Origin of the sequence: Brevibacillus nitrificans (assembly GCF_003710965.1) — a bacterium.
Classification (GTDB): Bacteria; Bacillota; Bacilli; order Brevibacillales; family Brevibacillaceae; genus Brevibacillus; species Brevibacillus centrosporus.
In genome coordinates, this window is sequence record NZ_RHHU01000017.1 from 493,884 (window position 1) to 511,978 (window position 18,095).

Below are 18,095 nucleotides of genomic sequence, written 5' to 3' on the forward strand. Positions count from 1 at the left end.
CTTTTGATGGTTATTCGTCTACACCGACAATGGTCAACAGGATAAACAAAACGAGAATCAGAGCAATGCCCCCGCCATTAAACAATCCCATCGGTACCCCTCCTAGTCACGAGCATTCTTTAGTTCTCTACAGGATATTAGCGGATAGACGTTTCGGTGTCCGGATATTGACCTATTTTCCCACCCAAGTTAGTTGTATTTGAAGACCTCCGAGCGATGTCTTTCTAATTTTTTGATTTGCATGTATAGGTCTGGATTTTTCTGACAATACTGTGACCATGAAGAATCCAAGGAGGAAATGATTGATGAATTTACTAGAAAAAACCAGAAAGATTAATGTCATGCTGCAAAAAACAATGGGAGGCAGCGGAGTCGGTTACCAGGACCTTGCAAGACTCTTGTCTGATGTCATTGCTGCGAATGTATACATTATTACGGCAGATGGGACCATTCTCGGAAGTGGATTGAATCAGGATATCGCGCTCAACGAGGAAGGACGCTCTTCCAGCTACGTACAGGAAGGCGTTCACCAAAAGCTGCTGGAAGTGACGCAGACGCTCGCAAATGAACCAATCACCAGCCCGTATAGCATGGTTCCTGCGGAAATGAGCTCTCTGTTCCCGCAAATGATGACGACGGTGGTTCCGATCCATGCGGGTGGAAGTCGCTTAGGAACTCTGGTCCTGCTGCGTGCCTATGGTCAATTCGAGACCGAGGATCTCATTTTGGGTGAGATTGGTGCGACCGTAATCGGGATGAAAATCGTTCGCCAACGGACAGAGCAAATCGAAAACGAGGTGCGTGACAAAACGTTCGCGAAAATCGCCCTTTCGTCCCTGTCCTACAGCGAGCAAATCGCCATCGAAAAAATCATGGAGCAGCTGGATGCCAAAGAAGGACTGTTGGTGGCAAGCCAGTTGGCTGATCAGGCTGGCCTGACGCGCTCCGTAATCGTCAATGCCCTTCGCAAGCTGGCGAGTGCCGGCGTGCTGGAATCCCGTTCATTGGGAATGAAAGGTACCTACATCAAGGTGCTGAATGATAAATTCCCATCTGAACTGGCAAAATGGAAAACCTCGTAATCCACTTGTGGACATCAGAACCTCTCTTTTCCCCTGAAAGAGAGGTTCTTTTTTTGTGAGGATGGCATTGAATATTTGGAAAAAGCAGTCTATACTTTTCTGTAAGGATAAACTGCAAAAACATCAATATTATAAAGTTTAAACTTCAAAAAAGAAAAGAAAGGCTAAGATCCGCATGGAAGATGTCCAAGAACGCATTCGCAAGTACTACCCTCAGCTGACAAACCAGCAGAAGCTGGCAGCGAAGTTTATTCTGGAAAAGCCCAAGGAGGTAGCCCTGAATCCAGCCAAAGTCGTAGGCACGCTGAGCGGAACAAGTGAAACGACGATTATCCGCCTGTGTTACGCCCTGGAGTACTCTGGCTACAGCGAGCTGCAAAATGAACTGCGCCATACCCTGATCGCACCGCATCCGCAAGAGCAGACCATCAGTCACTGGCGAAATGCAGCAGAAGAGCTGCAAGCCAAAGAGGACCTGATTTCCTTTCACATGGAACAGGATGTGAACTCGATTCAGCAGACGCTGAGTGAACTGAGCAAGGAAAAGCTGGATAAAGCTGTCTCCGCGATTCTGGCTGCCAAGCAGATTGTCGTCGTCGGCTTTCGAAGCTCTCATGCCCCCGCGCACTGGCTTTCCTTTGCCTTAAATATCGTGAAAGGAAATGTCCATTTGTACAAAGGCCCAGTCGATGACGCGAACTACTTGCTGACACAGCTGGACTCGTCGTGCTTGATTATCGCCTTTTCCTTTCCGCGCTACGTCAGTGAGACGATCCAGTTTGCACAGGCGGCAAAGGAAAAAGGGGCATATGTCCTCGGGTTCACGGATAATGAGCTTTCTCCGATCGGCCCGATTGCCGATCAGCTTCTGAAGGTACCGGCCCCTGCGCCAACGGTTTTGCTAGGAATGGCAGCCTTGTTTTCACTGCTGAATACCATTGTGGGTGCTGTCTTGGCGGCAGACAGGGAGAATGTAGAACAGCGCCTTGATTTGTATGAAAAAACCAGCCGACAAATTTACCCGTTTGTTCGTCAATTGGACGAGAAAGGATGATCGAGAATGAAATTGGAACGCATTGAAGTACAGCAGCTGCAAATGCCGCTTCGCTTTCGTTTTGAGACTAGCTTTGGAAGCACTACCATCAAGGATTTTCTGCTTATTTCCGTTCATGGAGAAGGGGTGGTTGGCTATGGGGAAAGCGTAGCGATGCCAACTCCTTTCTATAATGAAGAAACGACGGAAACGGTATGGTACATGATGGAGAAGTTTCTGATTCCCAAGCTGTTCTCCCAGCCGATCGAGACACCTGAAGATGTCGATCGACTCTTTGCTCCCATTCGACGAAACAACATGGCGAAGTCGGCCCTGGAGGGAGCAATCTGGGATTTGTACAGCAAGCAGAAAGGCATTTCGCTGGCGAAAGCTCTGGGCGGCACCAGATCGCTGATCGATGTGGGTATCAGTATTGGGATAGAGCCGACGGTAGGCGAAGTCTTGCAAAGAGTTGAGCGAGCGCTCGCAGACGGCTATAAAAAAATCAAAGTGAAAATCAAGCCGGGCTTTGATGTGCAAGTGATCCAAGGAATTCGTGAACGCTTTGGCGACAGTGTTCCACTGATGGCTGATGCCAACTCTGCCTACACGATGGAGCATCTCGATATTATGAAAGAGCTCGATCAGTACGGACTGATCATGATCGAGCAGCCGTTGGCCCACGACGATATCATCGATCACGCCAAGCTGCAGGCGCAATTGAAGACACCGATTTGCCTGGATGAAAGTATTCATAACGCAGAGGATGCGCGCAAGGCGATTGAGCTTGGCAGCTGCGGCATTATCAACATCAAGATTGGACGTGTAGGCGGCTTGACCGAGTCCAAGCGCATTCACGATCTATGCGAATCCCATGGCATCCCGGTGTGGTGCGGCGGGATGGTGGAGTCGGGAGTCGGGCGTGCCCACAACGTTGCGATCACATCGCTGCCGAACTTCACGATCCCCGGGGATACGGCAGCGTCGAGCCGCTACTGGGATCTGGATATCATCGAGCCAGGGGTTGAGCTTGTTGCACCAGGCCAGCTGGCAGTTCCTGAACAGCCAGGCATTGGCTACGCGTTAAACCAGCAGGCTGTTGGTAAATATGCGGTTCGTTCCGCCAGCTACCGTCCGGAAAAATAAGAAAACGCACACGCGAAGCATGCTGTTCTGCTCGCCGTGTGCGTTTTCTTTGCGAAGGCATCAGGAGGATAACGAATGTGATTCAGGCACCTTTTCGGTACGTGCCCATGCAGGATGCTGCTCCATTTGGCGTACGGTACGAAACACCCACAGACTCATGCTAATCATCGCAAGCCCGATCCCGCCGAACAGCATGATGACAGCAGGTGTAGCGAGCTTGTGCTCCAGCACGAAGGAGCAGATCGCATAGCTGACAGGCCCAAGCCCAAGTGACATCAAAGAGAGCAGAGACATGACTCGACCGAGCATGGCAGACGGGACAATGGTCTGAATGTACGTGATAAACGGAATATTCGTGATGCTGAGCATAAGTCCGATCGTCGCCATGGCCGCGAAGCCTAGACTGAGATGCTGCATGAAATAAAGGGAGCTGACAGCAAGGCCCATGATAGCGAGAAAGCAGGGAAGCAGGAGAAACCTTCCGCGAAACCCGTTTAAGAGGCCAGTGATGATTCCGCCAGCAATCGTCCCGATTCCAAGTGTAATACTTAGGGAGCTGTACGCGCTTCCGTCCCATCCCAGGCTTTTTACGAGAAGAGGAAGGCCCATATTGATCGGCCCGGAAAAAGTCATGTTGGTAAAAAGGGACGTGCAGAAGATGATGCTTAAAATGGGAATGGAAAAGGTAAAACGAATCCCACTGAATAGATCCTTGAAATAGGAGCGAGAAGACGTTGTCGTTTGTAGCCCCTTGTCTGAGGCAGCTTGCTGCAATCGCAGCGCGAAAATAAACACGGCTCCTGCAAAGAAGGCGAGGGCCAGGATAAAAAACATAAGCGGGTAATGGGAGCTGCGGATGAGTAAGGCAGAGACCAATGGGCCAAGTACCATACTGATCTGCTGGGAAATTTCCATCATGCTGTTGGCGGGTGCGAGCTGCTCGCGATTGACCAAAAAAGGGAGAACCGAACTGCGAGCCGGCCAAAAAAAGGCATCAACCGTCCCGAAGAAAATCGCGACTGCATAGGCGGAAAAGGGAAGCCACCCCTCATTTCCCCACAATAAGCTCAGGCCAAAGGCAGACAGGATGAAACCACGAGCGAGAATGGAAGAAAACATAATCCATTTGCGACTCCAACGGTCAGCAACTACACCGCCAATCAGCATGAAGAGCAAGCGCGGAATGGACATGCTGATCAAGGTCGTCCCGAGCATGGCCTCCGATCCTGTAACATCAACGATAAACCAGGAAAGCACAAGGAAAAAGGCACTGTCAGCGAGGGCAGAAAGAATCGTTCCGCACCATAAAAGAACAAAGGGACGATTGCGCCAAAGGCTTTCCTTATTCGCGACGATCATCGGGGGCTTCGCTCGCTTTCTTTTTCTTAACTACGATTTTGTCTGTCAAATGCTCAAATTCACTGGGAAGATGCTCGTAATTGTCGGGCAAAGACTCATCATCGGCAACATAGTAGCGCTCATTGGACATAAAGCCGACCGTTACCATAAAAAAATTCTCTTCTACATCGTCCGCTTCGCCAGCTGCGACTTGCCTCTGAAATTGATCCTCGATTTCAACGAGCTCATTTAGGAGTGCTTTGTACTTCAAAAGCCATGCCTGAATTTGATGGCGCGGAGCCTTGAATTCAGAGGTGCTGGCGATCGAAGGGGGGCGTTTTTCCTCATCGGCAAATTGCATGAAAGACTCTTCCGGTGCGTTGTACAAACGTGTGATGCCAGAGCGCAGATGATGAAGCATGGACTCCTGCGTGAGCATCGTGTCCTCCTGCAGCGAAGGCAATAAGTCGTCGCTCACTTTAAAATCAAAGGCGACTGCCCGGTAAAATTTCTGCACGATCCCGTTCTTTTCTTCGGTACGAACCACTTGAATGAAGTGATGGTTTTCTAGCTCTTTCAGATGGTAATGGACCTTGGAGGCAGAAAGATTCAGCATAGTCGCCAATTGCTTCCCGGTGTACGCTTCCTTTGTCAGATAGGTAACAATCTCCAAGCGTAAAGAATCGCTAATGGCCTTTAGCTGCTCGATCGTTTCGATGACCTGGTAACGTTTCAACGAATATCATCCTCTTTTCGTTCAAAATGAACGTTTTTTTATTTTATAACGTTCAACTTTATTTGAACGTATTGTATCAGTAGAACGAGATGAATTTCAAGACCATTCTGCCATTCTTTTTCGACAAGTGTTACAATACGAGAAAATCGGTGAAAGGGTCCAGATCTATGGCATTGCTAAAACACCCGGTATTTCGCCGTCTATATGCGGCACATATCATTCATATCATCGGAAACGAGTTTACCTTCATCGCGGTTGTCGGGCTTCTCCACGATCTGAGCGGCTCGGGTCTGTCTTTTGCCGCGGGTACCGTTTTTCGGATGGTTCCCTACGTCTTGACCAGCTTTTTTTCCGGAGCACTCGTGGAAAACTGGGACAAGCAGCGCGTGATGATCACGGTAAACCTTTTGCGCGGCATTCTTGTCAGTCTCTTTTTCTTTATTTCTTCCCCTGCCTATTTGTGGGTGGCTTTTCTGTTGTTGATAGCCGTGAATATTTGCAGTGCTTTTTTCCAGCCGGCCATGCAGGTGGCGATTGTGAGCGCAGTAGCAGAAAAAGATCGGCTGACGGCAAACTCCTTGCTGCAAGGCACGACATCTTTCTTGATTATTGTTTGTCAGGGTGTCGCGGCCATACTGGTGTATCTGTTCTCCTACCGATACAACTTCTTGCTGGATGCAGCTTGCTATCTATTTTCCCTGCTCATCTTGCTCAGACTTCCGAAGATCGTGATCGAAACCAACTCCAGCTTAGCCTTGAGCTTTGTTGCACGTCTGCAGGAGGGGTTTCGTTACATTGCCAGGAAAAAGGATATTGGGCAGGTCCTCCTGTATCAAATGGCGGAACGTGTGCTGGGGGCCTACTACATCATGCTCATGTACTATATTTTGCAGGAGCGGGGGGAAGGCCTGTACGTTTTTGGGCTGCTGGACATTCCTTTGGGGCTAGGGGGTGTCTTTGCAGGGATCGTTGTGACGAGAATATCGGATCGTTTGGGCGATAAAGGCGTATCGGCTGTGCAAGGCTGGACTTTAGTTGCGATGGGAATCTCGATCTATGCAGTCTTTCACATCACACCGATCTTTGGTCTGGCGGCAGCGATTCTCGTTTGTTCCCTTGCCTCCTATAGTGCTTCTATACTCTCTGTCACGAAGCTGCAGAGATTGGCTGATCCGGACTATTTGGCGCGTGTGTTTTCCATAAGGGAAATGGCCACGATGGGGAGCTTTTCCGCCAGCTGTCTGGTGCTCGGGTATGGGGCAGAGAAGGTAGGCAGTGCTGTTGTATCCGGGTGGTTGGCCGTGTTTGGCGTCATAGCGGGCTTGCTTTGGTTGTGGAGCCGCAGCCGCATAGAGAAGCAAGCAGCTGACATGTAAGCAGTAAGAGTAAATCCCTTTGCCTGATAAAAAGGCAGAGGGATTTTTCAGATCGGAATAGATCGTTTTTTATTTAATAAATATAATAGTTGAAAAAGTATATAAGAATACATACAATAAAGACAACCTCAGGTAAGAAAAGGAAGATGTATATGAAAGAGCTGTGGCGACAGTATTCGTTTCGCTGGTACTGGCTGGGGATGTTTCTCTCGGGTTTAGGCGATCAGTTTGGATGGATGGGCTTGACGTGGTTTGTCATGAAAAAGACGGGTTCCTCAGCTGCGATGGGGGGAGTCATCCTTGCCTACATGCTTCCAGCCGTTTTTTCAGGATTGGTGGCAGGGGTCCTGCTGGATCGATATGATCGTAGAAAATTGATTATGCTTGATAACGTGGTACGGGGAATCATCTTTATTTCATTGGTGGTCTTGCTGCAAATCGATCAGGTTCCCTTGAGCTTGGTCTATGTCCTCATCGTCCTTGCAGGTATTCTTTCTCCGCTTAGCACCGCAGGAGCACAGACGATGCTCCCCAGCCTGGTAGGCGATCCCAAGCATTTGGTGAAGGCCAATGGAGTGATGGAGAGCCAATGGCAGATCGTTTACATGTTTGGACCTGCGCTGGCGGGTGTGCTGATTGGTTGGATCGGGGAAGCTTACGTGCTGATCATTGATGCTGCCAGCTTTTTCGTCTGTGCCTTCTGTTTTTCGCGGCTGCCTAAGCCCGCGGCCTCTGCGAAAGCCGCAGTCCAAACGAAATATGATATACGAACGCTTTTGCTGGATATGCGCACGGGCTACCGGTTTTTATTGGGCAAAAAGCAGATGATTGCTTTGGTTGTCTTTACCTTTTTGTTTAACATGGCGTATGGGCCTATTGAAGTAGCATTGCCGCTTTATGCCGACAACGATTTGGGTGGGGGATCCGTTGCGCTCGGAATGCTCTGGTCTTCTCTGGCGATCGGCGCTTTATTGGGTTCGCTGTTTTTTTCTACCGTTACGTGGAGACTGCCACTGGGGGTGACTTTGGCGGGAATCATCGTCGCGTGGGGAGTCACGACGATGCCGTTAGCTCTCTTTTCCCGCTTGGAGATCGCCATGCTGTCTATGGCACTGGCAGGTTTTAGCTACGCTCCCTACAACATTTTGTATCGGACGTATTTGCAAAGACAGGTACCCGATGAGCTTCTGGGCCGCGTCATGACCAGTGTACGCACGATTACGGGTACGGGTATGCCGGCAGGAGCGGCCGTTTCGGGATTGCTCATCCCTTTCATGGGAGTTAGTGGTTTGTTTGGAGCAGGAGCCATAGCTTGTATCATCTGCGGAAGCATTGCCTTTATCATGCTCCGCAATCTGGACACTCCTTCACTTGCGATTGAGGAGGGGAGCGACGAGGAGCTTCACACGGTAAGGCAGGAGGGCATAGAGTCGTGACAGGTAATGCAGGCGCAAAGGCATCGCGACTTCCGGCCTTTTGCGATCTACCGCTTGGAGGATGAGATGGGCTGTCTGCTCTGATGTCAACAAATAGCTGTTCACCTTGCTGCGGTAAGAACCGGTACGATCTGCACGATCCAAAAAGGGTGTATCGATCGGACCTGGCATGGCACAGGTGACGTGAATTCCATGCATGGAAAGCTCATGGCGCAAACCTTCGCTAAAGCGGATGACAGCAGCCTTGCTGGCAGCGTAAACAGCAGCTTTGGAAGTAGCCACATGTCCGGCGAGCGAAGCAATATTCACGATATGTCCGCCATGCTGCTGCATCATCATGGGCAAAAAGGCACGGGTGGTGTAGATGACCCCATTGATATTTGTTTCCAAGGTTTCATCCAGCTCTTCCAGCTTCATGTCGGACAGAGCTGCAAAGGTCGCCACGCCTGCGTTGTTATACAAAAGATCACAGCGGCCGAAACGTATCTGCACCCATGCTGCCAATTGGCGCGCCGCCTCGTTATCCGTGACATTGAACTGCCGCGTGTGAAGATGTTCGTGATGGTGGAGTTCCTGCTTGAGTGCCTGCAGCTTTTCTTCGCTGCGGCCAGTGGCGATAACTGTATCGCCTCTCTCCAGATGCTGGCGAGTGAGGGCATGGCCCAGACCGCTTGTGGCTCCGGTGATGACGATGATCCGCTGTTGAATCATGGAATCGTCCTTTCTATCCTGCCAAAAATCGCTGCTGGTTTTCTTTTCGGCATTAGTATAAGCCCCCTGTTTGATGTGAAGGATAGCCCCTAGGGGGTGAATACACATGCCAGCAGTCAAATGTAGTGTAGCGAATTGCGAATACTGGGCACAAGGAAACCTGTGCAGCGCTGAAGAGATCATGGTGGAGATCGATGCTCATGCGAGTGCCGACTACAAAACCGAGTTTGCCTCGGAGAACGATCAACACCAAGATCGTGCAAGCACATCTTCCGAGACCTGTTGTCTGACGTTCAAACCGAAAAAATCAGGCAAGTAAAATCTGCGGAGTTGTGATCAAAAAGACGTATCCCTAGCAGGCTGGGTGATACGTCTTTTTGTATAAGTGCAACTAAGGCTCCGCCACAAAGCTTGGTGGAGCCAAGTTTTCTCATGTATCGTTTCTTATACGCTTGTCCGCGCAAGGTTTAGCACCTGTACCATTTTCTGCACTTCATCCCACGTCTTTACACGATGAATCAGGGGAGGCAGCTCGCTTTGGTTGTACGGCGTATCGAACAAAAAGACTGGGATTTGCAAAGCTTCCGATAGCTGCAGCGCATTTTCCAGCCGATCTTCCAGGAAGAGATCTACTCCCCATCTTTTAGCGGCCGCCAATTTGTCATGGGACCCGACCAAATCGACTTCATGAAACGGAATATCATAACGGGAAAACCAGTCGAGCGTGACCGCGCGATGTCGTGCCTCCCTGGCGCTGATGTAGATCAGTTGATGGTGGGAGTGCCAGCCGCGCAAAATCTGGTCCGCATTCCCGTGGACAGGCGCTTCTGTGTACAAACGCTCTCCGTTTTCATCCAGCCATTTGTCAAATTCCGCGTCGGTGATTTTGTAAACGTTGGCCAGATTGTATTCAAAGCAATCCTCATATCGCAAATCTTTACCAAAGCTTTCATTCATCAGGGGGACAATACTGCTGGGTGACGTCACTGTGCCGTCAATATCAATACCAATGGTTAGGACTTTCTCAGGTTTCATCCTCTCGCCTCCAGTTTAAATTGTACACCGAAGGCAGAGACTAAGGCTACCTTCCTTCACTAACAAATCCTTTGTGAAAAGGGGCTGAGCATGACATGTCGGACCGAAAAGAACGTATGAATGCGAAGCGGAAGGAAGATACCGGCTTTTCCGAGACAGTAGACATGCACGACACGGAATTCGCCGCGGATACATGGACCAATGCTGCGTTTGATGAAGACGATGAGAGGTCTGTGAAGCGAAGAATCCAGTATGACCCTTTTACCCACACGGAACGCTACACAGGCGAACGTGATGGGGACGAGGACGATTTTTCAGAGCGTCTAGACGGTATTGATCGTACGCAGGAAGAGAAATATCGGGCTTCCGCGATCCGAGATGATGACGTCGAGGCAGCTGCTGAGATTGCCGAACCAATTCCGGTTCGTCGTACAGTCCGTGATGCGAATGACGAGGATAGTCGGGAAAATGGGGCTAGCGGGATCGGAATGACAGGGCTCGGATTGTCGATTTTGTCCTTGTTCTTAATGCCGTATCTGTTTGCACCCATTGGGATGGTACTTGGCTACCTGGCGTATCGACGCAATTCACGATCGCTTGGGGCTTGGGGGATGATTGTAGGGGCCATCGCGATTTTGGGCGCTCTGGTGATTTATCCGTTCTACACAGCCCGGTAAGTGCCAAACCAAAAAACCTCTCCAGCACATGACTGGGGAGGTTTTTTCTATTTGTAGTACGGAGATAAAAACGGAGTGATGGCAGCCAGTACAGCATAGCGAAATACGTCTGCCCTGCGGATCCGATTCTCGGTCAGCAGGCCGTACGCGCCTCCTTGATGATTGCTGTTTGTCATGCCGCTCCATTCGTCGATGATGGTGCTAAGCTCCACATTTTCTTGTTGAATGCGTTCGGCAGCTTGATTGGGTATTGGAAAAGACAGGCCTTTCCCTATGTACAGCTCTGCTCCATTCCATGCAGCGCAGACCGATATCAAATACCACTGCCTGTGCTGTGAGTCATAGGTGAGCCCGCCTTCCAGCCCTAGCCCGATGTCACTTCCCGGGATCTGTTTGTACACAGTTTTGGCTCGATTGATGGCGCCTTCGACTGTTTCCTCCTCGGACATAGGCTGATCGGAGATTCCTGATGGGACCGACAAGCAGGCAGGCTCGGTACCTGTCGCCATTTGAACGGCAGATTTTTTTGCGCTATTGGTTGTCCCGAGGGCATAGCGAAAAGCGGAAAAATCCATGCGACACTCTCTCCTTCTTTGCGCGATAAACTAATGGTAGTATACCACTTCCCCACAAGTGGGGGGGATGTGATAAGATAGGGCTTATACTAGAGACAGAAATTTGTGAGAAAAAGAGGAGAGAACCATGAAGTTTACCAAATTGCATGGACTAGGAAACGATTATGTGTACGTGAACTGTTTCACGGAGGACCTGACTGGGGTCGATCTTCCCGAGCTGGCAAGGCGAGTAAGCGACCGTCATTTTGGAGTCGGAGGAGATGGCTTGATCCTGATCATGCCGTCAGAGCGTGCAGATTTCCGGATGAGGGTATTTAACAACGACGGCAGCGAAGCGAAAAACTGTGGAAACGGACTGCGCTGTGTCAGCAAGTATGTGTTTGATCACGGGCTGACGACCGCGCATACCTTTACTGTCGAAACATTGGGAGGAATCATGACTCCTGTGGTCTCGCTTGATCAGGAAGGAAAAGTGGAACAAGTGACCATCGACATGGGAGAACCGCGCTTCGAACGCGCAGCGATTCCGATGACGGGGATTCCAGAGGAAAAAGCGCTGGAGGAAACCATCGAGGTGGATGGAGAGGCATTCACGATGACGGCAGTATCTATGGGAAATCCACACGCAATTCTGTTTATGGATGAAGTGCTGGATGAAGACGTGCTGAAGTACGGTCCCAAGATCGAATTTCATGAATGGTTCCCTGAGCGTACAAATGTGGAGTTCATCCAAATCCTCGATCGACAGGAAATCCATTTCCGCGTGTGGGAGCGGGGGTCTGGTGTGACGCTCGCCTGTGGAACAGGGGCTTGCGCAGCGGCGGTAGCCGCGATCCTGAGCGGAAGAACCGATCGCAAGGTGACGGTGCATCTGGCTGGCGGAGACCTTTTCATTGAGTGGCGGGAATCCGATAATCACGTGTTTATGACGGGCCCAGCGACAGAAGTTTTCTCCGGCGTGTATCAAGGTTCGATTCCTTACAAATAGATAAAAAAACGTTCCGTCTGCAAGAGACTGGAACGTTTTTTTGTTTTTCTAGCTCGATTAATTCACGCCTGCCGCGATTTTGATAGCCGCCTGGTGATCAGGATCGATGGCGTTATCCTTGTGGCGCAAGCTGTTTAAGAAGTGGATATCAAAGTGACCGGTAAAATTGTTGTCCGTGATGTACTCGATGCTGTGAGGCATGGAGGTCATGGAGGCGGCAATCCGTCTGCCGTCCACTTCTACGATGACGGGTCGTACACTCCAGGAAAAATCACCGCCCCAGACTTCTTTGATGATCGCAGTGTCGGCAGAAGTGAGCGGCTCTGTATCCGAGTGGGAAGCACCGATTGTTCGTTTCACCTGAAAGCTTTTCCCGGTTTCGAAGTCTGTCACGGTTGCAACGGCATTGATTGGGAAGAGATATTGGCTCGCTTCAAACCAATCGAGGTATTCTCCGTATTGGGCGCTTTTGACACTGGTTTTGGGAATATGGTGAACAGGGACGACGAGCGTTTGCCCGATTTGCAGTTCTGCGTTTTCCGAAAGATTGTTTACCTGAAGCAGCTCCGTCATCGGAATGCCATGTGCGATGGAAATCGTCCACGGCGTATCACCCTTGACGACTTTGTACGACTTATTTTCCACCCAAGGCTTTGTGGAGTCGTCGTTAACTGGAGTCCAGGCGTCATCAGAAGCTTGTCCACCGGATGGGTTCGTTTGTGGAATGATCAGCTCCTGCCCAATCATCAGCTCTGTGGAGCTCAGTTTGTTGGCTTCCACAATGGATTGGATGGTTACGTTGTTTTGACTGGCAATTTTCCAGAGCACGTCGCCTTTTTTGACAGTGTAAGTGGTCGAAGGACTCGCAGAAGTTTTCGGTACGAGGATTTTTTCACCGACCAGGAGATCGTAGGAGGTGCGTTGATTGATTTCCATAAGAACTGGGATCGTCGTTTGATGGTCAGCAGCAATTTTCCACATGACATCGCCAGACTTGACCGTATAAACCTCAGAGAGGGGCGGTATGTATAGCTTTTGTCCGAGCATGATCATGTCGGAGCTTAGATGATTCGCGATTTTTAATTGCTCGACAGGAACCTGGTAGCGGTAAGCGAGATTGCCTAGCGTATCACCAGACGATACAGAAATGGACTGTGCAAATGCCGATGTGGTTGGGAGCAGCAAAGCTAGTAGTGTCGTTTGAACAGTCAGGCGTTTCCATCGTGTTGTGTGGAACATGAAAGCCTCCTCGTTGCCGTAGCGTGATGATTTGGAATGTTTCTCCCATAATTGTAAACAGCTGAGGTGGGTGCTTTCATTGTGAAAATAAATCCTCAAATGGTCGTATCTTCCAGCATGAGCTCAGAGACTCCCTTTTCCCGGTTGTATTTTCCTACCATAGTCGTAGAGGAGGATGGCAAACGAGGGTGCACAGACACAAAAATAGCGTGGGTAGCGGCCATTTTTTTAAGCCACTTCCACGCTATCGAAAACAAATTAAGTGAAATGTCACCCGTTGTACACCTCATTTAGGTATGCGACTTCAGATCGGTTGATGGCAGGGTTTGTTTTGTTCATCTTTGCGAGTTCAGCCTGCAGTCGTTTCAATTCTGCTTCCATCTTCGTGATTTTTTCTTGCATAGCTTGAGTTGTCATGGTTGCTCTCTCCCCGTTGTTTGGTTGTTTTGTTTAAATTTACTGACAATTCTAACGAAAAGGACCTACGATGTAAAGAGCCTAATACTGGATGTAAGCGCTTTAAGTATGAATAGTATGTGAACGATCGTTCAGAGCTGGTCTTATTTGGCTATTTTGCCTGACAAAGTTGGGGAAAATAAGGGCAAAGCGTGCTTTGCGCTGTATGTTCGTGGAACAGTCGTGTTATGATGTAGCGTAGACATGGAGCAGCTTGCTCCGAGGAAGGTGTGGACAAGTGATTTACTTGGATAACAGTGCTACGACTCGTCCTCATCCCGATGTGGTTGAGTCGATGAGACGGGCAATGGAGAACTATTATGGAAACCCCTCTTCTCTTCATCATAAAGGAGTAGAAGCGGAAGCTGTGCTGAAGCAAGCACGCGAAGTCGCAGCCAAATTTTTAGGCTGCAAGCCGGGGGAGATCATTTTTACCTCTGGTGGAACCGAAAGCAATAATACGGCGATCAAAGGTGTTGCCTTTCAATATCAGAATCGCGGGAAGCATATCATCACGACGCAGGTAGAGCATCCAGCCGTTTACGATGTATGCCAGCAGCTTGCGAGCTTAGGGTTTGAAACGACCTATTTGCCGGTAGATCGCGATGGTCGAGTATCCCTTGAGGATGTTCAAAAAGCGATGCGGCCAGATACCATTCTCGTTTCAGTCATGCATGTGAACAACGAGCTGGGGACGATCCAACCGGTTGCGGAAATCGGGCAGTGGCTCAAACAGTTTCCCAAAGTCCTGTTCCATGTAGATGCGGTGCAAGCCATCGGAAAGGTGCCGCTTAAGCTGAAAGAAGCGGGTATTGACCTTCTCAGTGTATCTGCACACAAGTTTTACGGACCGCGTGGGGTAGGAATCTTGTACAAACGCGAGGGCTTGATCATTCACCCGCTGATGATGGGCGGCGGACAAGAGAGCGGAGTCCGATCTGGTACAGAAAACCTGCCAGCGATCGCAGGCATGGCCAAAGCGATTCGTTTGCTGGAGGAATGGGGCCCGGCAGAAAGTCGCCGTCTGCAGGATTTGCTGGTACAGCTGCGCGAAGGCATTTCGAAGATCGAGGGCTGCATCATCAATACACCTGAGGCTCACACTGCACCGCATATCATGAACATATCGGTGCCGGGGGTAAAGGCTGAAGTACTGCTGCACGCTTTGGAAGAGCGTGGCTTTTTGGTTTCCACGAAGTCGGCGTGTTCCTCCAAAGCCAATGAACCGAGCCGAGTATTGACTTCTGTGGGAATCGAACGGGATTGTGCGCTGTCTTCCCTGAGAATCAGCTTGGGCAGGGAAAATAAGGCTGAGGATATCAAGCGGTTCCTGGAAGCACTAACAGTCTGTGTGGGTACTTTGCGCAGCCAAATGAAATCGAAAACAAAAAGCGTAACCAGATAAAGGAGAAACGAAATGAACTACGATGTAATTTTGATTCGCTATGGAGAATTGGCTCTCAAAGGCAAAAACCGCGATATGTTCGAAGAGACGCTCGTGCGCAGTGTAAAAAGCGTTCTGCGTTCCTTTTTCAAAATAAAAGTGCGCCGCAACTACGGCCGGATGTACGTAGAGCTGCACGGTGAAGATGCATACGAGGTGATGGATCGACTGAAGCGCGTGTTCGGAATCTCTTCTTTCAGCCCAACGATCCAGGTGGATCCAGACATCGATACGATCAAGGAGCGTGCACTGGAGCTGATCCGTCAAATGAATCCGGAGCCGCGCAATTTCCGCGTCGTCACACGCCGTGCTGACAAACGTTACCCGATTCCTTCTATGGAAGTAAATCGAATTGTCGGTACCCATATTCTACGCGCTCTTCCGAAGATCAAGGTGGATGTGCACGAGCCAGAAGCTATCGTCAACATCGAGATTCGCACGGAAGGAACGTACATCAGCTGCGAAACGATTCCAGGACCAGGCGGGCTGCCAGTAGGGGTGAGCGGTAAAGTCCTGCTGCTGCTGTCCGGTGGGATTGATAGCCCTGTTGCTGGCTGGATGATGATGAAGCGCGGAGTAACGCTCGAGGCGATTCATTTCCACAGCTATCCGTATACGAGTGAGCGCTCTCTGGAAAAAGTACGCGATCTAGCCCAGAAGCTGACGAAGTGGGGAGGAACCATTCGTCTGCACGTGGTTCCGTTTACGGAGATTCAAACGGCGATCCGTGAAAAATGCCCGGAAGACTACTTGATTACGATCATGCGCCGATTCATGATGCGCATTTCCGAAAAAGTAGCGGCCAATACGAAAGCTCTGGCACTGGCATCGGGTGAAAGCTTGGGGCAAGTCGCCTCCCAAACGCTCGAGAGCATGGATACCATCAATAAAGTCATTTCCATTCCGATGCTTCGTCCTTTGGTTGCGATGGATAAGATCGAGATTACGGACATTTCCCGCAAGATCGATACGTATGAGCTGTCTATTTTGCCTTATGAGGATTGCTGCACCGTCTTCACCCCGAAAAATCCGGTGACACGTCCGAAAGTGCGTCTGGCTGAGAAATTTGAGACTGCGCTTGATGTCGACGCCTTGGTGGAGGATGCTGTGAATCGTACGGTGGTTGAAGAGATCACGACGAAACCGCGCGAAGTTGTATCGGATTTGTTCTAAGATAGATAGAGACATAAGGTTGGCGGGGAGGAAGAGCCATGATTATTCGGTATGAACGTAACGGCAAGGTGAAGCACGGATGGATGGTAGAGGCGGATCACAAGGTTCGTGTGATCGAAGGGGACATCTACAAAGTTCAAACGGCGAAACCCATTATGACGGGATTGGAGCTAGCGCTCGATGAAGTTACGCTCAAGGCGCCTAGCGCTCCCAGCAAAGTGGTTTGCATCGGGATCAATTATCGGGATCATGCCTCTGAGATGGACAGCACTCTGCCGAAAGAGCCATTGATGTTCCTCAAGCCATCTACGACGGTTGTAGGTCCGGGGGAACCAATCGTCTATCCGAAACAAACGCAGAACCTTCATTATGAAGGAGAATTAGCTGTTGTCATCAAAAAAGAGGCCAAGCAGGTAAAGGCGGAAGACGCCGATGACTACATCTTGGGCTTCACATGTGCGATCGATGTGACTGCGCGAGACTTGCAAATGAGCGATGGCCAATGGACGCGCGCCAAAGGCTTCGACACCTTTTGTCCACTTGGTCCAGCGATTGCAGCAAAAGTGGATTATCAAAATCTGCAAATCGTGACGCGTGTAAATGGCGAGGTGCGCCAGGATGCTAATACCAGCCAGATGGTGTTTTCCGTCCCTCAGCTGATCGAGGCCGTCAGTGCAGTGATGACCCTATTGCCTGGAGACGTGATTCTCACAGGCACTCCGTCTGGTGTTGGTGAGCTGAAGCCAGGAGATGAGATTTCGGTAACCATCGAGGAAATCGGAACCCTTTCCACGCGTGTGGTTATGGCAGAATAGTCGTCGTTTTTCGAGCGGCAAATAGAGCACCGCCCCCATTCTGATCGTTTGGGGGCGGTGCTGTTTATTCTCTTTCATCTGGATCATCGTGAATAGGATGCGCAGACGGATCTTGGCGAGGCAGGTCTTGGTGCATGTTTCTGGTTTCGTACGTAAAACGAGTGGTTGTAGAATGCTGCCCCGGTTCCCATTCGGAAGACTTTCCAAGCCTTTCTCTGTTGGTGGATGACCCATAGGGCCCCTCGGGGAATTCTTCCTGCAAGATCTCGTTACGCTGTGATTCTACGGTAGACAGCTCGCTGTACTGCTCATTTTCATACTCTTCATAGGTAGGCTTCGGATCCATGAGGAATCACCGTCCTTTTGGGTTAAGTGAACGCAAATTTCGGTCTAATGCATAGTGTGAAAGAATTGGTGCTTACCTATTCGTTTTTTGTTGACAGTTTTATTCATTTCACTTATATTTAAATTCTGCTTTTTGTTTTTGATTGTAGTTGAAAACAGCTCAACAAAAATGATAAAAAGCACTTGACTGTTTGGGTGTGGATTTGTTATATTAGTTCTTGTCGACGCTGAGTGACGAAAAATGGTGAAAAAAACCTCTTGCAATTCGAGTTGTTAATGTGATAAGATGAAGAGGTCGCCTTTTGGGCGGATAACCAAAAATGCTCTTTGAAAACTGAACAGCGAAAGCGTTGATGAGTCTATCATTAATGATTTGCCAGCTTTGAACCAGATACAAACTTTATTGGAGAGTTTGATCCTGGCTCAGGACGAACGCTGGCGGCGTGCCTAATACATGCAAGTCGAGCGAGTCTCTTCGGAGGCTAGCGGC

20 protein-coding genes and 1 rRNA gene are annotated in these 18,095 nt (G+C 49.8%); 12 read left to right on the plus strand and 9 right to left on the minus strand.

The features are described 5' to 3' along the window. Nucleotides 1–10: 10 nt before the first annotated feature. The gene (locus EDM59_RS25530; RefSeq protein ID WP_092268866.1) at nt 11–91 is read right to left on the minus strand and encodes a YjcZ family sporulation protein; all 81 of its coding nucleotides are present in this window, start codon (nt 89–91) and stop codon (nt 11–13) included. Between the two features lie 214 nt (nt 92–305). On the opposite strand from EDM59_RS25530, the gene codY reads away from it, so the two are divergent. The 3 genes from codY (at nt 306) to menC (ending at nt 3,261) form a co-directional block, all read left to right on the plus strand. Beyond that, complete coding sequence (gene codY / locus EDM59_RS25535; protein WP_122926208.1) at nt 306–1,082, plus strand: GTP-sensing pleiotropic transcriptional regulator CodY; 777 nt, start codon at nt 306–308, stop codon at nt 1,080–1,082. A gap of 175 nt (nt 1,083–1,257) precedes the next feature. After that, nucleotides 1,258–2,136: a MurR/RpiR family transcriptional regulator gene (locus EDM59_RS25540; protein WP_092268870.1), complete on the plus strand. Its 879-nt coding sequence runs from the start codon at nt 1,258–1,260 to the stop codon at nt 2,134–2,136. A gap of 6 nt (nt 2,137–2,142) precedes the next feature. Beyond that, nucleotides 2,143–3,261 (plus strand): o-succinylbenzoate synthase, encoded by a 1,119-nt coding sequence (gene menC, locus EDM59_RS25545; protein WP_122926209.1) that lies wholly within the window; start codon nt 2,143–2,145, stop codon nt 3,259–3,261. Between the two features lie 60 nt (nt 3,262–3,321). On the opposite strand, the gene EDM59_RS25550 is transcribed toward menC, so the two are convergent. Together EDM59_RS25550 and EDM59_RS25555 are read right to left on the minus strand one after the other, a co-directional pair. Then, a complete protein-coding gene (locus EDM59_RS25550) occupies nt 3,322–4,620 on the minus strand; it encodes an MFS transporter (RefSeq protein ID WP_122926210.1) in 1,299 nt (432 codons plus the stop codon). Next, a complete protein-coding gene (locus tag EDM59_RS25555) occupies nt 4,604–5,335 on the minus strand; it encodes an ArsR/SmtB family transcription factor (RefSeq protein ID WP_122926211.1) in 732 nt (243 codons plus the stop codon). The genes EDM59_RS25550 and EDM59_RS25555 overlap by 17 nt, the downstream gene beginning before the upstream one ends. A 167-nt stretch (nt 5,336–5,502) precedes the next feature. Here EDM59_RS25555 and EDM59_RS25560 point away from each other — a divergent pair, with 167 nt between their 5' ends. Both EDM59_RS25560 and EDM59_RS25565 read left to right on the plus strand, forming a co-directional pair. Beyond that, a complete protein-coding gene (locus tag EDM59_RS25560) occupies nt 5,503–6,711 on the plus strand; it encodes an MFS transporter (RefSeq protein ID WP_122926212.1) in 1,209 nt (402 codons plus the stop codon). A 152-nt stretch (nt 6,712–6,863) separates the two neighbouring features. Beyond that, nucleotides 6,864–8,147 (plus strand): MFS transporter, encoded by a 1,284-nt coding sequence (locus tag EDM59_RS25565; protein WP_122926213.1) that lies wholly within the window; start codon nt 6,864–6,866, stop codon nt 8,145–8,147. Here EDM59_RS25565 and EDM59_RS25570 read toward each other — a convergent pair. Further along, on the minus strand, nt 8,079–8,858 hold the full coding sequence (locus tag EDM59_RS25570) for an SDR family NAD(P)-dependent oxidoreductase (RefSeq protein ID WP_122926214.1): 780 nt from the start codon (nt 8,856–8,858) through the stop codon (nt 8,079–8,081). The two genes, EDM59_RS25565 and EDM59_RS25570, sit on opposite strands and share 69 nt — an antisense overlap. 106 nt (nt 8,859–8,964) lie before the next feature. On the opposite strand from EDM59_RS25570, the gene EDM59_RS25575 reads away from it, so the two are divergent. Next, complete coding sequence (locus EDM59_RS25575; protein ID WP_122926215.1) at nt 8,965–9,177, plus strand: DUF1540 domain-containing protein; 213 nt, start codon at nt 8,965–8,967, stop codon at nt 9,175–9,177. A 125-nt stretch (nt 9,178–9,302) separates the two neighbouring features. On the opposite strand, the gene EDM59_RS25580 is transcribed toward EDM59_RS25575, so the two are convergent. Then, nucleotides 9,303–9,893, minus strand: coding sequence for a 5' nucleotidase, NT5C type (locus EDM59_RS25580; protein WP_122926216.1), 591 nt, complete (start codon nt 9,891–9,893; stop codon nt 9,303–9,305). 95 nt (nt 9,894–9,988) lie between these two features. Between EDM59_RS25580 and EDM59_RS25585 the strand changes: the two genes are divergently transcribed. Continuing rightward, a complete protein-coding gene (locus EDM59_RS25585) occupies nt 9,989–10,570 on the plus strand; it encodes a DUF456 domain-containing protein (protein ID WP_122926217.1) in 582 nt (193 codons plus the stop codon). Nucleotides 10,571–10,617: 47 nt separating this feature from the next. On the opposite strand, the gene EDM59_RS25590 is transcribed toward EDM59_RS25585, so the two are convergent. Then, the gene (locus tag EDM59_RS25590) at nt 10,618–11,145 is read right to left on the minus strand and encodes a DUF84 family protein (protein WP_122926218.1); all 528 of its coding nucleotides are present in this window, start codon (nt 11,143–11,145) and stop codon (nt 10,618–10,620) included. Between the two features lie 127 nt (nt 11,146–11,272). Here EDM59_RS25590 and dapF point away from each other — a divergent pair, with 127 nt between their 5' ends. Beyond that, nucleotides 11,273–12,133, plus strand: a complete 861-nt coding sequence (dapF, locus tag EDM59_RS25595; protein WP_122926219.1) for a diaminopimelate epimerase — start codon at nt 11,273–11,275, stop codon at nt 12,131–12,133. Nucleotides 12,134–12,190: 57 nt separating this feature from the next. Here the strand turns inward: dapF and EDM59_RS25600 are convergent, their stop codons facing one another. Both EDM59_RS25600 and EDM59_RS31225 read right to left on the minus strand, forming a co-directional pair. After that, entirely contained in the window at nt 12,191–13,372 is a 1,182-nt protein-coding gene (locus tag EDM59_RS25600) for a LysM peptidoglycan-binding domain-containing protein (RefSeq protein WP_122926220.1), read from the minus strand. Between the two features lie 270 nt (nt 13,373–13,642). Beyond that, nucleotides 13,643–13,789, minus strand: coding sequence for a hypothetical protein (locus EDM59_RS31225; protein ID WP_183193045.1), 147 nt, complete (start codon nt 13,787–13,789; stop codon nt 13,643–13,645). A 277-nt stretch (nt 13,790–14,066) separates the two neighbouring features. Here EDM59_RS31225 and EDM59_RS25605 point away from each other — a divergent pair, with 277 nt between their 5' ends. From EDM59_RS25605 to EDM59_RS25615, 3 genes are read left to right on the plus strand one after another with little or no spacing between them, the layout of a single operon-like run. After that, entirely contained in the window at nt 14,067–15,233 is a 1,167-nt protein-coding gene (locus EDM59_RS25605; protein WP_122926221.1) for a cysteine desulfurase family protein, read from the plus strand. 12 nt (nt 15,234–15,245) lie between these two features. Beyond that, complete coding sequence (gene thiI / locus EDM59_RS25610; protein WP_122926222.1) at nt 15,246–16,445, plus strand: tRNA uracil 4-sulfurtransferase ThiI; 1,200 nt, start codon at nt 15,246–15,248, stop codon at nt 16,443–16,445. 38 nt (nt 16,446–16,483) lie between these two features. Continuing rightward, nucleotides 16,484–17,260 (plus strand): fumarylacetoacetate hydrolase family protein, encoded by a 777-nt coding sequence (locus EDM59_RS25615; RefSeq protein ID WP_122926223.1) that lies wholly within the window; start codon nt 16,484–16,486, stop codon nt 17,258–17,260. A gap of 64 nt (nt 17,261–17,324) precedes the next feature. Here EDM59_RS25615 and EDM59_RS25620 read toward each other — a convergent pair whose 3' ends face one another. Then, nucleotides 17,325–17,606, minus strand: coding sequence for a hypothetical protein (locus EDM59_RS25620; RefSeq protein WP_122926224.1), 282 nt, complete (start codon nt 17,604–17,606; stop codon nt 17,325–17,327). Between the two features lie 399 nt (nt 17,607–18,005). Here EDM59_RS25620 and EDM59_RS25625 point away from each other — a divergent pair. Next, nucleotides 18,006–18,095, plus strand: a 16S ribosomal RNA gene (locus EDM59_RS25625); the annotation flags it as partial.